At 71.2% G+C, this 14112-nt stretch carries 13 protein-coding genes; 5 read left to right on the top strand and 8 right to left on the bottom strand.

What is annotated here, in order from left to right; translation table 11 throughout:
* Positions 1-49: 49 nt before the first annotated feature.
* Complete coding sequence (locus Sri02f_RS40245; protein WP_109003784.1) at positions 50-1414, top strand: FAD-dependent oxidoreductase; 1365 nt, start codon at positions 50-52, stop codon at positions 1412-1414.
* A gap of 109 nt (positions 1415-1523) precedes the next feature.
* On the opposite strand, the gene Sri02f_RS40240 is transcribed toward Sri02f_RS40245, so the two are convergent.
* A complete protein-coding gene (locus Sri02f_RS40240; RefSeq protein WP_109006238.1) occupies positions 1524-2123 on the bottom strand; it encodes an HAD family hydrolase in 600 nt (199 codons plus the stop codon).
* Positions 2124-2524: 401 nt separating this feature from the next.
* On the opposite strand from Sri02f_RS40240, the gene Sri02f_RS40235 reads away from it, so the two are divergent.
* Positions 2525-3055, top strand: coding sequence for a nucleosidase (locus Sri02f_RS40235; protein ID WP_245971020.1), 531 nt, complete (start codon positions 2525-2527; stop codon positions 3053-3055).
* 83 nt (positions 3056-3138) lie between these two features.
* Complete coding sequence (gene metK, locus Sri02f_RS40230) at positions 3139-4362, top strand: methionine adenosyltransferase (protein ID WP_109006237.1); 1224 nt, start codon at positions 3139-3141, stop codon at positions 4360-4362.
* A gap of 124 nt (positions 4363-4486) precedes the next feature.
* Here the strand turns inward: metK and Sri02f_RS40225 are convergent, their stop codons facing one another.
* Positions 4487-5851 (bottom strand): acyltransferase, encoded by a 1365-nt coding sequence (locus tag Sri02f_RS40225; RefSeq protein ID WP_109006236.1) that lies wholly within the window; start codon positions 5849-5851, stop codon positions 4487-4489.
* A 256-nt stretch (positions 5852-6107) separates the two neighbouring features.
* On the opposite strand from Sri02f_RS40225, the gene rfbH reads away from it, so the two are divergent.
* Positions 6108-7409: a lipopolysaccharide biosynthesis protein RfbH gene (gene rfbH, locus Sri02f_RS40220; RefSeq protein WP_109006235.1), complete on the top strand. Its 1302-nt coding sequence runs from the start codon at positions 6108-6110 to the stop codon at positions 7407-7409.
* A gap of 78 nt (positions 7410-7487) precedes the next feature.
* Here the strand turns inward: rfbH and Sri02f_RS40215 are convergent, their stop codons facing one another.
* On the bottom strand, positions 7488-8711 hold the full coding sequence (locus Sri02f_RS40215) for a macrolide family glycosyltransferase (protein ID WP_109006234.1): 1224 nt from the start codon (positions 8709-8711) through the stop codon (positions 7488-7490).
* 50 nt (positions 8712-8761) lie between these two features.
* Entirely contained in the window at positions 8762-9355 is a 594-nt protein-coding gene (locus Sri02f_RS40210) for a dTDP-4-dehydrorhamnose 3,5-epimerase family protein (protein ID WP_109006233.1), read from the bottom strand.
* A 202-nt stretch (positions 9356-9557) separates the two neighbouring features.
* On the opposite strand from Sri02f_RS40210, the gene Sri02f_RS40205 reads away from it, so the two are divergent.
* A complete protein-coding gene (locus Sri02f_RS40205) occupies positions 9558-10559 on the top strand; it encodes an NAD-dependent epimerase/dehydratase family protein (protein ID WP_109006232.1) in 1002 nt (333 codons plus the stop codon).
* 21 nt (positions 10560-10580) lie between these two features.
* Here Sri02f_RS40205 and Sri02f_RS40200 read toward each other — a convergent pair whose 3' ends face one another.
* The 4 genes from Sri02f_RS40200 to Sri02f_RS40185 form a co-directional block, all read right to left on the bottom strand.
* Positions 10581-11372, bottom strand: a complete 792-nt coding sequence (locus Sri02f_RS40200; protein WP_159106881.1) for an AfsR/SARP family transcriptional regulator — start codon at positions 11370-11372, stop codon at positions 10581-10583.
* Positions 11366-12370 (bottom strand): dTDP-glucose 4,6-dehydratase, encoded by a 1005-nt coding sequence (rfbB, locus tag Sri02f_RS40195; RefSeq protein ID WP_109006240.1) that lies wholly within the window; start codon positions 12368-12370, stop codon positions 11366-11368. The genes Sri02f_RS40200 and rfbB overlap by 7 nt, the downstream gene beginning before the upstream one ends.
* Before the next feature lie 82 nt (positions 12371-12452).
* On the bottom strand, positions 12453-13700 hold the full coding sequence (locus Sri02f_RS40190; protein WP_109006230.1) for an activator-dependent family glycosyltransferase: 1248 nt from the start codon (positions 13698-13700) through the stop codon (positions 12453-12455).
* A gap of 46 nt (positions 13701-13746) precedes the next feature.
* The gene (locus Sri02f_RS40185) at positions 13747-13956 is read right to left on the bottom strand and encodes a ferredoxin (RefSeq protein WP_109006229.1); all 210 of its coding nucleotides are present in this window, start codon (positions 13954-13956) and stop codon (positions 13747-13749) included.
* Positions 13957-14112: the final 156 nt, after the last annotated feature.

Raw genomic sequence — 14112 nt, 5'->3', positions numbered from 1 at the left:
TTTAGGCTTCCCCGGAGTCGATCCATCGCCGTTCGAAGGGAACCTGATCATGCCCCGCCCCCTGCGGGTAGCCATTGTCGGAGCCGGCCCCGCCGGGATCTACGCCGCCGACGCGCTGCTCAAGTCCGCCGCGGCCGCCGACCCGGGTGTCTCCATCGACCTCTTCGAACGCATGCCCGCCCCGTTCGGCCTGATCCGCTACGGCGTCGCCCCGGACCACCCCCGCATCAAGGGCATCGTCACCGCCCTGCACCAGGTCCTCGACAAGCCCCAGATCCGCCTCTTCGGCAACGTCGACTACCCCACCGACATCAGCCTGGACGACCTGCGCGCCTTCTACGACGCGGTGATCTTCTCCACCGGCGCCACCGCCGACCGCGAGATGGCGATCCCCGGCATCGACCTCGACGGCTCCTACGGCGCCGCCGACTTCGTCTCCTGGTACGACGGCCACCCCGACGTACCCCGCACCTGGCCGCTGGACGCCCAGAAGGTCGCCGTCCTGGGCGTCGGCAACGTCGCCCTCGACGTGGCCCGCATCCTGGCCAAGACCGCCGACGAGCTCCTCCCCACCGAGATCCCCGCCAACGTCTACGACGGCCTGAAGGCCAACAAGGCACTGGAGATCCACGTCTTCGGCCGGCGCGGCCCCGCACAGGCCAAGTTCTCCCCGATGGAACTGCGCGAACTCGACCACTCCCCCACCATCGAGGTCATCGTCGACCCCGAGGACATCGACTACGACGACGGCTCGATCGCGACCCGGCGCGGCAACAAGCAGGCCGACATGGTCGCCAAGACGCTGGAGAACTGGGCCATCCGCGACGTCGGCGAGCGCCCGCACAAACTCTTCCTGCACTTCTTCGAATCGCCCACCGAGATCCTCGGCCAGGACGGCAAGGTCGTCGGCCTGCGCACCGAGCGCACCGCCCTCGACGGAACCGGCAACGTCACAGGCACCGGCGAATTCAAGGACTGGGACGTCAGCGCGGTCTACCGCGCCGTCGGCTACCTCTCCGACAGACTGCCGAAGCTGCCGTGGGACCTCGACTCCGGCACGGTCCCCGACGAGGGCGGCCGCGTCATCGAGGAGTCCGGCGAGCACCTGCAGTCCACGTACGTCACGGGCTGGATCCGGCGCGGCCCGGTCGGCCTGATCGGCCACACCAAGGGCGACGCCAACGAGACGGTCTCCAACCTGCTGGCCGACCACGCGGACGGCCGCCTGCACACACCCCTCTCGCCCGAGCCCGAAGCCGTGGACGCCCTCCTCGCCGAGCGCGAGGTCCGCTTCACCACCTGGCAGGGCTGGCACCGGCTGAACGCCGCCGAGAAGGCACTGGGCGAGCCCCAGGGCCGCGAACGCGTGAAGATCGTCGAACGCGAGGACATGCTGCGCGAGAGCGGGGCCTAGAGGAAGCGCACCGGCGGGGGCGACCCGGACGACGCAACACCGTCCCCGCGCTGCACCGGTCGGCCACCGCAGCCATAGCCGTCGCCGGTACCGTCGCCGTCGCCGTCGCTCAGACCCTGCTGACGGTCAGACGCTGCAACGCGGGTATCACCGCGCGCAGGTCTTCTCCCTCGACAGAGGTGGTCGCGTGTGCGCTCACCTCCGGCGAGGCGTTGAAGGCGATGGCGAGGCCGACCGAGTCGAAGAGCAGGCCGTCGGTCGGGCAGGCGCCCACGGCCGCGCAGGCCTGGGGCGCGGCCCCGAGATCGTCGGCACGTCGCCGGACGAACTCGACCTGGTCCGTGGGCGTGTACGGGTAGCCGGCCTGGCCCGTGAACCTGCCGTTCCTCGCGTCCAGGCAGCGCCCCGAGTACGAGTGGAAACCGAACCGCTCGGCGAGGTGCGCGCCGATCGGGGTCCAGGTGAGGCTGGAGATGATCGGCACCAGGCCGCTGCTCCAGCACCACTGCGTGGTCTCCTCGATTCCGGGGAGCATGGGCAGCCTCGCGAGCTGGGTGTGCAGTGCGTTCTCCGGGATGCCCGCCCAGCGTGCGGCGTCGAACGAGTGGCTTTCGTGCACGCTCGAGGCCCCGCTCAGTCCGAGGCGTTCCTCGACAAGGCGGGACAGGCTGCTTCCCCTGACCAGGATGCAGTCGACTGAGAAAAACACGGCGGCTACGGCAGACATGAGTCTCGTTGGAGTATGCCACCGTGAGCGGTCTCACAGCAGGCACATCCGCGGTCAATCCTTCCCGTCTCGGCGCGGGCATACGCTCTGGTGCTGACTTCGTCATCGGATGTCCACATGTCGCCGTTGTGGTCGGCGACCGGGCGGGGCCGTCCGGCGCCCGCCCCGAGCACCCGAACTGTCCCACCGACAGTCCTTGTACCCGCAGAGAGGGGAATCCAGCTCTAGGGATCTCCTGGGCCGATCGCGGCAACCATGGGGACGGCCGTCACCCACCTCGACCGGTGCCCCTCCCGAACAGGAATCCCGTGCTGCTCCCTCCCCCCGAAGCCACCTTCACGGCTCGTCTCCGAGGCCGCATACGTCCAGATCTTCCGTTGATCGTGACGGCGGCCGAGGCGGAGGCGGCGCACTTCGACGACACGCTTCCCTTGCTGATCACCGGAATGGGGAAGGTGCGGGCCACCGTGGAGCTCGCGTGGGCACTGTCGTCGGCACGTCCTCGGGAGATCGTCAACCTCGGTACGGCCGGGTCGCTCAGCGGCTCGCTGAGCGGTGTCGTCGAGGTGTCCCGGGTCATTCAGCACGACCTGCCGGACGACGTGCTCCACCGGCTCGGCGGCGTCCACTACGGCCGTCCGCTGACCGTACGGCCCGAACCCGGGCCCACCCTGGCCACCGGCGACTCCTTCGTCGCCGACGGCCGCACCCGCACACTGCTGGCCGAGCGGGCCGACCTGGTCGACATGGAGGGCTACGCGATCGCCTCCGTGGCCGAGCGGTTCGGCCTGCCGGTGCGGATCGTGAAGTACGTCAGCGACCAGGCCGACGAGTCCGCCGAGCGGGCCTGGCCCGAGGCGGCTGCGGTGGCCTCCGGCGTGCTGGCCGACTGGATGCGGCTGCACCTGAGCTGAACCGCGCCGGCAGACGCCGGAACCCGAACCGTCCGTTCTGTGCGGTGTCCCGTCGGGGGGCGCCGCGGTACCCCAGGAGAATCATGCCTTCTCGCCTTTTCACTTCGGAGTCCGTGACCGAGGGTCACCCCGACAAGATCGCTGACCAGATCAGCGACACCATCCTCGATGCCCTGCTGCGTGAGGACCCGACCTCCCGGGTCGCCGTCGAGACCCTGATCACGACCGGTCTGGTCCATGTGGCCGGCGAGGTCACCACCAAGGCCTACGCGCCGATCCCCCAGCTGGTGCGCGACAAGATCCTCGAGATCGGCTACGACTCCTCCAAGAAGGGCTTCGACGGCGCCTCCTGCGGTGTGTCGGTGTCCATCGGCGCGCAGTCCCCGGACATCGCCCAGGGCGTCGACACGGCGTACGAGTCCCGGGTCGAGGGGGCCGCCGCAGGTGAGGAAGGGGACGGGCTGGACCGGCAGGGCGCGGGCGACCAGGGCCTGATGTTCGGCTACGCGTCCGACGAGACGCCTGCGCTGATGCCGCTGCCGATCTTCCTGGCGCACCGTCTGTCGAAGCGCCTGTCGGACGTCCGCAAGAACGGGACCATCCCCTACCTGCGTCCCGACGGCAAGACCCAGGTCACCATCGAGTACGACGGCGACAAGGCGGTCCGTCTGGACACCGTCGTCGTCTCCTCGCAGCACGCGTCCGACATCGACCTGGACTCGCTGCTGACCCCCGACATCCGCGAGTTCGTCGTGGAGCCGGAGCTCAAGGCGCTGCTGGACGACGGCATCAAGCTCGACACCGAGAACTACCGTCTGCTGGTCAACCCGACCGGGCGCTTCGAGATCGGCGGCCCGATGGGCGACGCCGGCCTCACCGGCCGCAAGATCATCATCGACACCTACGGCGGCATGGCCCGCCACGGCGGCGGCGCCTTCTCGGGCAAGGACCCGTCCAAGGTGGACCGCTCGGCCGCCTACGCGATGCGCTGGGTGGCGAAGAACGTGGTCGCGGCGGGTCTGGCGGCCCGCTGCGAGGTCCAGGTCGCCTACGCGATCGGCAAGGCCGAGCCGGTCGGTCTCTTCATCGAGACCTTCGGCACCGCCAAGATCGACGCCGAGAAGATCGAGAAGGCCATCGACGAGGTCTTCGACCTCCGCCCGGCCGCGATCATCCGCGACCTCGACCTGCTGCGCCCGATCTACGCCCAGACCGCCGCCTACGGCCACTTCGGCCGCGAGCTCCCCGACTTCACCTGGGAGCGCACGGACCGCGTCGACGCGCTGCGCAAGGCCGCGGGCCTGTGAGGCCGTAAGACCGCAACAGGGCGAAGGGCCTGCGGACACCGTCGGAGCCGGGTCCGCAGGCCCTTCGCCCTGCGGACCCGGCTCCCCCTCCCCCCGGTGGGGCGGGCCGGAACGGGAGCCGCGATCAGAGGCCGCCAGGACCGTCGGCAGCGCCGCGCACGCGTTCGGCCCACTGAGGGGTGCGCAGGGCGTCGGCGGCTTCACGGGGAACACTCAGGTGGACATCGCGGCTGTGGTCGTCGTCGGCGGTGGGCGTGACGAGTGCCGTCCAGGGGATGGGGCTCGCCGGGAACTCGAACCAGAACGGCCGTCCGGCGCCGAACTCCACCGCGTACACCGGCAACCCGCCGCAGTTGTTCAGGGCGACCGTGCCGTCGAAGGCGTCCAGTGACATGCGGCTGAGGACACGGGCCGAGCGCCCGGCCTGCCGCTGGGCCTCCAGGAAGGCGGCCTCCTGACGCACCCGGGCGGGCGTGACACGGTCCAAGGCGGCGCGTACCGCGCAGACGGTGTGGGCGAGGGGCTCCTCGCGCAACTCGCGGGCCGCCAGCACGGCCGTGGTGTTGGACACCGCGTTGCCCCCATAGCCCTGCGGAAGCCGGTCCTTCAGCACGGACCGCAGTCCGACCACGATCCCCAAGCGCTCCTCGGCCCCGGCGTCCCGGTCGCGGAGCGCGCCGAGGACCCGCCACAGGTGCGCCCCCAGCGCGAGCGCGCTGGAGGCGGGAGGCAGATCGCGGTCCTGTCCGTCGCGCGCGGCCGCGCGCAGCGCGAGGACCTCCGCCGAGGTCAGTCGGACGGTGACGGTGCGCACCTTCCACGCACGGGAGTTGATCCTCCAGATGAACCCGAACTTCTGCCGTCCGGTGACGACCTGGTACTGCGGGTCGTCCGGTGCGGGACGCGCCTCGTCGGCCAGGCCGGCCAGCAGCGCGCGGTCGTACGGCGACGCGGAAGCGTCCTGTCCGGCATGCGTGCGCGACCAGTGGCGCAGGAAGTCGAGGTAACCGGTGCCGTCGACGACGCTGTGGTTGATGGCGACGCCGAGCACGGAGCCGCCTCCTCGCATGTGGGTTACCTTGACCGTGAGCAGCGGTGTGTCGTGCCCGACGACGCGGAAGGCGTTGACGGAGTGGAGGTAACGGCGCAGGTCCTGCTTGGCGGAGCGGTCCGGCCCGTAGTCCGGCATGGCCTGGTCGGAGTGGGTGACGGCGAACATCGCGCCGGCGTCGTTGCACACCACGCTGAGACCGCCGTCCGCGTCGCGTTCGAGGCGTCCCGTGAGCAGCGGATGGTGCGCCAGTGTGCGGCGCAGGGAGTCGGCCAGGGCGTCGGAGTCCAGGGTCTGGCGGTAGAAGAAGGTGCGCGGTGTGGCGAAAGTCCCGTTCAGCAGGTCGTGAACGCCGAGCCGGACCCGCTCGCCGGACGCCCCTCCTGCGCGCAGGACGACGATCTGCCCGGGCTTGCCGGACGGGCGGCCGTGCTTCATGGGTGCGTCTCCAGGGAGGGGCGAAAGGCCCACGCGGGCTTGGCACTTCAGAGTGCCGGGTCCGCGACGAGGAAATCCCTAGACCCCATGCTTTTGGTGGATCCCTAGAATCGTCCGGCGTGCCTGGCCCGCGGGTGGGCGCGCGTGCTGGTCTGGGGTTCCCCCGATCGAACGATACGGGCGTGGGGACTCGCTTCGACTGCGAGCCGGCGAGCACGTCTCGTCCCCACCGGCACATATCAGGAGGCCATCAGCCGTGGGGAACGACAAGACCGAGATCCTCGACATGGTGCGGGAATACCACCGCTCCACCCTCTCATCGGGGTTCGTGCCGGGCGTCACGCCGGTGCTGGCGTCCGGTGCGGTGCTCACCGAGGACGACCGGGTGGCGCTGGTGGAGGCGGCACTCGACATGCGCATCGCGGCCGGTGTCAGCTCGCGCAGGCTGGAACGTGCGCTGGCGAAGTACTTCAAGCTGCGCAAGGCGCATCTGACCAACTCCGGCTCCTCGGCCAACCTGCTGGCCCTGAGCAGCCTCACCTCGCCGCAGCTGGGCGTGGACCGGCTGAAGCGCGGCGACGAGGTGATCACGGTGGCCGCCGGGTTCCCCACGACGGTCAATCCGATCCTGCAGAACGGCATGGTGCCGGTCTTCGTCGACGTCGAGCTGGGCACCTACAACGCCTCACTGGAGCGGGTGGAGCAGGCCATCGGCCCGCGCACCCGCGCGATCATGATGGCCCATGCGCTGGGCAATCCCTTCCAGGTCCGCGAGATCGCCCAACTGGCCGAGGATCGTGGTCTGTTCCTCATCGAGGACAACTGCGACGCCCTGGGCAGCACCTACGACGGGCAGCTGACCGGAACCTTCGGGGACCTGGCGACCGAGAGCTTCTATCCCGCCCACCACATCACGATGGGCGAGGGCGGCTGCGTACTGACGGACAACCTGGTCCTGGCGCGGATCGTGGAATCGATGCGCGACTGGGGCCGCGACTGCTGGTGCGAGCCGGGTGAGGACAACCGCTGCTTCAAGCGTTTCGAGCACCAGATGGGTTCGCTGCCGGAGGGCTACGACCACAAGTACATCTTCTCCCACGTGGGCTACAACCTGAAGTCGACGGACGTCTCCGCGGCGCTCGGCCTCCAGCAGCTCAGCCGCATCGACGAGTTCGGCAAGGCACGACGCCGCAACTGGGCCCGGCTGCGGGAGGGCCTGGACGGGCTGCCGCACCTGCTGCTTCCCGAGGCCACGCCGGGCAGCGACCCGAGCTGGTTCGGCTTCGCCATCACCGTGCAGCCGGGCACGCCGTTCAAGCCCGGCGCGCTGATCGACCACCTGGAGTCCAGCATGGTCGCCACCCGCCGCTTCTTCGCGGGCAACCTGACCCGTCACCCGGCTTACGAGGGACAGGAGTTCCGGGTCAGCGGGCCGCTCACCAACAGCGACATCACCACCGAGCGGACGTTCTGGATCGGCGTGTACCCGGGCCTGACCGACGAGATGATCGACCACAGCATCAACACGCTGATCGAGTTCGTGACCCTGCCGCACTGATCCCGCGGCACGTCCACGGGGTGGGTCCCGGCGCCGGAAGCCGCCGGGACCCACCCCGTTTCGCGTGCCGAAGGGCGCTCAGCCGAGCGCGGGCGTCGCGGGAACCGGCGCCGCCCACGTCTGCAGCAGGTCGGCGGCACGGGCGGCGCCGCCCGCCGTGCGGACGGCCTCCCGCATCGAGGCGAGGGCCGCGGGTCCGCCGGGGTCGGCGAGCAGCTCCTCCACCGTGCCGGCGAGACGCCCCGCGGTCAGACCGGTCCGGAACAGGGCCCGCCCGACCCCGAGTTCTTCCAGCCGCTCCGCGCTCAGCGCCAGTTCATGGGCGCGGGGAAGGGCCACCACGGGCGTGCCGTAGGACAGGGACTCCATGAGGCTGCCCATGCCCGCGTGGCACACGAACACGTCGGCGTGCGGCAGCACGGCGGGGTGCGGCAGCCAGGGGTGCGCCTCGACATGCGCCGGCAGCGACCCGAGGAGCCCGGGGTCGCTGTCGCGGCCGAGCGTCATGACGACATGCCACTCGGCAGGCGCGAACGCCTCGGCGCACAGGCGGAAGAAGTCGCCCCGGTCCCCCGACTCCGTGCCCAGCGACACCAGAGCGACGCGGCGCCCGTCGTCCGGCGGCGACCAGAGGCCGGGTTCGGGTTCGGCGAAGACGGGCCCCACGAAGGCGAACCGGTCGTCGAAGCCGTCCCCCTCGATCTGGAAGGCGCGCGGCAGGAAGACCAGGTTGCGGGTGTCCCACTCGGTGCCGTACCGGCCCATCTCGTCCAGCCCGATGCCGTGTTCGCCCATGAAGTCGATCAGCACCCTGGCCCCCTCGGCCATCAGCGGATGCCCGGGGTCCCACATCTGGGCGCGCAGGGAGAAGGTCTCGTTGGCTGCGTGACTGGGGCAGACCTGGACCGGCACGGCCCCCAGGACGCGCGCGGCCACACGGCCGGCGGCGACCGTCTCGAAGTCGTAGAGCACCACGTCCGGCGGATCGGCTGCCAGGGCCTCCATCGCGGCGGGGAAGACGGTGCGCACGGTGTCGACGAGCAGGTCGTAGCCGTCGCGGGCGAGCCGGTCCGGGCTGGGGTCGGCGGCGCGGTAGAAGTCGCCGCGCGCGGAGACGTAGGTGACGGCGCGGGCGCCGCAGTCCTCCACGACCGGTCGGAACCGCTCGTCGACGACATAGGTGACACGGTGGCCGCGGGCGAGGAGTTCACGGGCCACTCCCAGCGTGGGGGCGATGTGGCCGAAGTCGGCGAACAGCAGCAGGGCGTAGTGGCGGGCGGGCGTGGGGGCGCCGGGCGTCATCGGCTCTCCGAAAGGTGTCTGACGGCCCCGGGAAGGGCCGAGGAGGTGGTTCAGCGGGCATCCGCCCGGAGCGCCTCGTAGTACGCCAGGCAGTCCTCGTAACGGGCCAGGAGTCCGGTGTCGCGGGCCTCGGCCACGGAGATCGCCGCCGAGTCCTTCACCGACATCAAGGGAGTCTCCGACAGGCTCCAGGGCAGGGCGAGCTCGGGGTCGAACGGGTCGACGTCCACTTGCGTTCCGGGCACGAACTCGGTGGAGCACAGATACGACACACAGGTGTCGTCGGTGAGGGCGAGGAACCCGTGCATCAGCCCCTCGGCGACGAACAGCGTCTCGCCCGACTCGGCGGACAGCCAGTTCGTCTCGTACACCCCCCACGTGGGGGAGCCGACCCGCAGATCCACGACGATGTCGAGGACGGTGCCGCGCACCACGCACACCACCTTGGCCTGCCCCGGCGACAGCAGCGTGCCGTGCAGTCCGCGCAGGGTGCTGCGGCGCGACACGGAGTAGTTCACCTGAGCCACGGGCACCGGACGGCCTATCTCGCCGGCCAGCCGGTCGCGCCGGAACGACTCGTAGAAACTGCCGCGTTCGTCACGGAACTGATGCGGTGTGATGTGGTAGGCGTCCGGCACAGCCATCTCTCGAACCTTCATGGTGGCTACACCGTAGGACGTCGGGATCGAGGGCCGGTCGAGGACCGGTCACGAACGGCTCAGGTCGACGCAGCCTGGAGTGATCCTCGATCAACGGCTGCTTGAGTGGTGTCGTCAGACCCGCGACCGAGCGGGGCAGCGACGGTGACCGGGCGTGCAGCGCGCGGGCCCGGGAGGAGAGACGGCCATGCCGGAGGTCGGTGCGCTGGGGCGGCCCAGCGGTGCGGACGGGAGGTCGGGCCGCGTGCTGCTCCTCGGGGCGACCGGATTCGTCGGCCGTCATGTGGGAGCCGCCCTGGAGCGGGCCGGCTACGAGGTGCTCGCCGTCGCCCGTCACCCCCGCAAGACTCCGGCGTCCTGGCGATTCCATCCCATGGATCTGGCCCAGGCCGAGTCCCGGGCGCTGGTCGAGCTGATCGACGAGGCACGCCCCGAGGCCGTGGTGAACGCCGCCGGAGAAGTGTGGTCGCCCACCGCCGACCGGATGCGCCACAGCAACCAGGTGCTCGTGGAGCGGCTCCTCGCGGCGCTGGCCGCCGCCGGCCCCCGGCCGCGGCTGGTGCAGCTGGGATCGGTGCACGAGTACAGCCCGCAGCCCCGAGGGGTGTGGCTCACGGAGTCCTCCCCGGAGGTGCCGGCCACCGGCTACGGGCGGTCGAAGCTGCACGGCACGCGTGCGGTGCTGCGGGCCGTCGGGACCGGCGCGGCGGACGCGGTGGTGCTGCGGCTGTCGAACGTCATCGGCGCCGGCACTCCGCGGGGGAGTCTGCTCGGGCAGGTGGCCACGCAACTGCTCGAGGGCACAGCCGGGGGACGTACGGCCGAGGTGCGGGTGTCGCCGCTGCGCAGCAGCCGTGACTTCGTCGACGCGCAGGACGTGTCCCGGGCCGTCGTCGCGGCGCTGCGCTCCCCCGGCGCCGCCGGGCGTGTGGTGAACGTCGCGAGCGGCGCCTCGCAGCCCGTCCGGGACATGGTGGACCTGCTGATCTCCATCAGCGGCCGCCCGGCCCGGCTCGTGGAGCGTCCCCTCACCCAGTCGCGAGCGCTGACGGACACCGACTGGATGGCCGTGGAGGTGTCGACCGCGCGCACCGTCCTCGGATGGCAGCCGCAACGCACGCCCCGCGACATGGTGCAGGACCTGTGGCGTGCCGTGGCGGAGCAGCAGGACGGGGCCGCCGACACGTGAGGAACCGAGCGGGCGCCGGGGTCAGCTGGGCAGCAGGTCCAGATCGGCCGTGCTGACCCGGTCGGTCAGCACGTGCTGGCGCAGACGCTGCAGGCCCGGTGAGGGATCCAGTCCCAGTTCGTCCCGCAGTTGCGCGCTCAGCCGCCGGTAGACGTCGAGCGCCTCGCTCCGCCTGCCGCACCGTTCCAGGGCGATGATGAGTGAGCCCTGGAACCACTCGTGCAGCGGGTGCGCGCAGGCGAGTTCCTTCAACTCGCCCACGAGGTCGCGGTGTCGGCCCAGGTGCAGACCGGCGGTGATGCGCAACTCCTCGGCCTGGAGGTGTAGTTCCTGCAGACGCAGGGCGTGCCCGTGCAGCGCCGGTCCTGGTGCGACGTCCGCGAACGGCGGCCCGTCCCACAGCCGCAGGGCCTGGTCGAGCAGCGCGACGGCGCCGGCCGGGTCGCCGTCGGCGAGTGCCGTCCGGGCCCGGCCGGTGAGCTGTGCGAACGCCTCCGCGTCGCATGCGCCGGGCCGGACCCGCAGCAGGTATCCGTGGGCGTGGGTGACGAGCGGGCCGCTCTGGACCGGCCCGGGGTCCTGGCCGCCGTGCAGCGCCTTGCGCAACTGGTAGGCGTAGGTCTGCACGGTGGCGGTGGCGCTGCGCGGCGGGCGTCCCGCCCACAGCTCGGACGTCAGCGCGGTCAGCGGGACGACCGTGTCGTGCCGGGCGAGCAGCAGGGCCAGCACCTGGCGGACCTTCGGCGCCGTCGGTGTGACGTCCCGGCCGTCGGCCGAGACCCGCAGCGGACCGAGAGTGCGCCAGGTCAGCACGCCGGGGCCTCCGTCGCCGGGTCGGGGCGGACGGCCCGGCCCCATACCCCGGGGTTGTCCCGGTACCAGGCGACGGTTTCCGCGAGGCCCTCGGCGAAGTCCGTCTGCGGCTTGTAGCCGAGCTCGACATGGGCCTTGCGCCAGTCCACGGAGTAGCGGCGGTCATGACCCTTGCGGTCGGTGACGTACTCCACGCTGTCCCAGTCCGCGCCGCAGGCTTCGAGGAGGAGTCCGGTCAGACCGCGGTTGTCGAGTTCGGTGCCGCCGCCGATGTTGTAGACCTCACCGGCACGGCCCCGGGTGCGGACCAGCTCGACGGCACGGATGTGGTCGTCGACGTGCAGCCAGTCGCGCACGTTCAGGCCGTCGCCGTAGAGCGGGACCGTCTTTCCCGCGAGCAGGCGGGTGACGAACAGGGGGATGATCTTCTCGGGGAACTGGTGGTGTCCGTAGTTGTTCGAGCACCGGGTCACCCGCACGTCCAGGCCGTGGGAACGGTGGTAGGCGAGGGCGATCAGGTCACTGGACGCCTTGGAGGCGGCGTACGGCGAGTTGGGGCGCAGCGGCTGCTCCTCGGAGCAGGAGCCCGCGGCGATGGAGCCGTAGACCTCGTCGGTGGAGATGTGCACGAACCGGCCGACGCCGTGCCGCAGGGCGGCGTCCAGCAGGGTCTGGGTGCCCAGGACGTTGGAGCGCACGAACTCGGTGGCGCTGGCCAGGGAGCGGTCGACGTGGGACTCGGCGGCGAAGTGCACCACCTGGTCGTGCTCGGCCATCAGCCGGTCCGCCAGGTCTGCGTCGCAGACGTCGCCGACGACGAGCCGGTAGCGGTCGGAGTCCGCGACGGGATCGAGGTTGGCCAGGTTGGCCGCGTAGGTGAAGGCGTCGAGGACGGTGACGGTGACGTCGTCGGGGCCGAGGGGGCCGAGCAGGGTCCGGACGTAGTGGGAACCGATGAAGCCGGCACCGCCGGTCACCAGGATGCGTGTCTGACTCATCTGGGTGCGGCGCGTCACCGGGAGTGCCGAGCGGGCGCCGTCCTCCTTCCTCATGGGTGTGCGTACGGGTCGCGCGGACCTTTCAGCGGGCCGCGGCGAGACGTTCGAGTTCCGGGACGATGGCGTGCGGAGTGGGCATGGCGGCGGACTCGTCGCGCAGCCGGCCGGCGGCGGCGGCGTGGGAGGGGTCCTCCAGGAGTCGTCGGGTGAGGTCCGTGACCCGGTCGGGGTCGGCGTCGGTGTGGTGCAGGAAGAATCCGGCGCCGGCGTCCTCCAGGGACCGTCCGCGCAGTTCCTGGTCGGCGACGAGGGTGGACATCGCCAGCTGCGGCACCCCGTTGACGAGAGCGGTGGAGAACGAGCCCCAGCCGCCGTGGTGGACCACGGCGGAACACGTCGGCAGCAGCGTGCTGAGCGCCACTTCGCTGACGGCCAGGACGTTGGCGGGCAGGTCGCCCAGTTGCTCGGCCTGTTCGGGCATGAGGGCCGCGACGATCTCGGCGTCCAGCCGCGACAGGGCGCGCAGCAGGTTCTCGACGTCGACGTAGTCTCCGCCGTAGGCCTCGGTGTTGGTGCGGCCAAGCGTGACGCAGACACGGGGCCGTTTGGGCTGCTCACGCAGCCATTCCCACTGCACCGCGGGGCCGTTGTGGGGCACGTACCGCATCGAGACCTGGTGCAGTTCGCTCGGCGGGCGCAGGCTCGGCGGCAGGGTGTCGAGGGTGAACTGCCCGTTGAGCAGCTCTTCGTCGCACCGCACCCCGTAGGCGCGTCCGCGTTCGTCGATCCAGTCGGCCAGCGGGTCGGCGCGCCGGTCCTCGGGCACGTCCTGGGCCAGCTCGACGAAGGTGGCGCGGGCCTGGCCGTAGACGTCAGCGGACCACAGCAGGCGCGCGTGTGCGGCGCCGCAGGCTCGGGCGGCGATACCGCCCGCGTAGGCGATCGGGTCGTGCACGACGAGATCGGGCCGCCAGTCCCGTGCGAGGGCGACGAGGTCGTCCAGGATCGGATCGTTGTAGCGGGCGAACCCGTACGGGACGCTGACGGCGTACCGCTCGACCAGGCTCGCGTGGTCGACGTCGCCGTATCCGAGGCGGCTCCAGTTCGCCACGTCCGCGTCCTGCGACCCGCGGGCCATGGCCATGTCGTGGTGGAGGTGGTGGTTCGTGCCGACCGGTGCGGCCACCAGTCCGGTGCTGGTGACCGTCTCGTTCAGCGACGGCGCGTTGGCCATCAGCACCTCGTGCCCAGCGGCCGTCAGGGCCCAGGCCAGCGGCACCATCGTGAAGACGTGCGACTTCTCCGGCAGGCCGGCGAACAGGACGCGCATGGGTTCCTCTCCTCATCGGTTCCGTGCGGGTGACCCCGGGCGGCGCTCAGGCCGTCCGCTCCGGGTCGTCCGCCACGGAGATGGCGCTCATCGGGCAGGACTCGGCGGCCTCCCGCACGGCGGAGACGTGTGCGGCCGCGGGCCGGTCGACCAGCAGCAGGGCCAGTCCGTCGTCGCCCTGGTCGAAGACCTCGGGGGCGACGAAAGCGCACTGGCCGGCGCCGATGCACTTGTCGTGATCGATCGCGATGTCCATGCGGGCCTCCTGCGCGCTCGCCGATCCGATGGGTTGCCTGGGCGAGCCCATCTTGCGGTGTGGTGCGGGGGATCGACCGGGCGCGGACCGCTGTCTGGGATTTCCTCCAGAGATTCGGCCCCGGCGGAGGATGCGGGAGCCGGGAGACAGGTGTCG

It is taken from the genome of Streptomyces rishiriensis, assembly GCF_003112535.1.
Lineage (GTDB): Bacteria > Actinomycetota > Actinomycetes > Streptomycetales > Streptomycetaceae > Streptomyces > Streptomyces rishiriensis.
This window is presented reverse-complemented; position numbering and strand designations above follow the sequence as displayed.

What these genes read in the sequence shown, in the direction of transcription:
- Sri02f_RS40245 (WP_109003784.1), top strand. Translation starts at nt 50, where the DNA reads ATGCCCCGCCCCCTGCGGGTAGCCATTGTCGGAGCCGGCCCCGCCGGG.
- metK (WP_109006237.1), top strand. Translation starts at nt 3,139, where the DNA reads ATGCCTTCTCGCCTTTTCACTTCGGAGTCCGTGACCGAGGGTCACCCC.
- Sri02f_RS40225 (WP_109006236.1), bottom strand. Translation starts at nt 5,851, where the DNA reads ATGAAGCACGGCCGCCCGTCCGGCAAGCCCGGGCAGATCGTCGTCCTG.
- Sri02f_RS40215 (WP_109006234.1), bottom strand. Translation starts at nt 8,711, where the DNA reads ATGACGCCCGGCGCCCCCACGCCCGCCCGCCACTACGCCCTGCTGCTG.
- Sri02f_RS40210 (WP_109006233.1), bottom strand. Translation starts at nt 9,355, where the DNA reads ATGGCTGTGCCGGACGCCTACCACATCACACCGCATCAGTTCCGTGAC.
- Sri02f_RS40205 (WP_109006232.1), top strand. Translation starts at nt 9,558, where the DNA reads ATGCCGGAGGTCGGTGCGCTGGGGCGGCCCAGCGGTGCGGACGGGAGG.
- rfbB (WP_109006240.1), bottom strand. Translation starts at nt 12,370, where the DNA reads ATGAGTCAGACACGCATCCTGGTGACCGGCGGTGCCGGCTTCATCGGT.
- Sri02f_RS40190 (WP_109006230.1), bottom strand. Translation starts at nt 13,700, where the DNA reads ATGCGCGTCCTGTTCGCCGGCCTGCCGGAGAAGTCGCACGTCTTCACG.
- Sri02f_RS40185 (WP_109006229.1), bottom strand. Translation starts at nt 13,956, where the DNA reads ATGGACATCGCGATCGATCACGACAAGTGCATCGGCGCCGGCCAGTGC.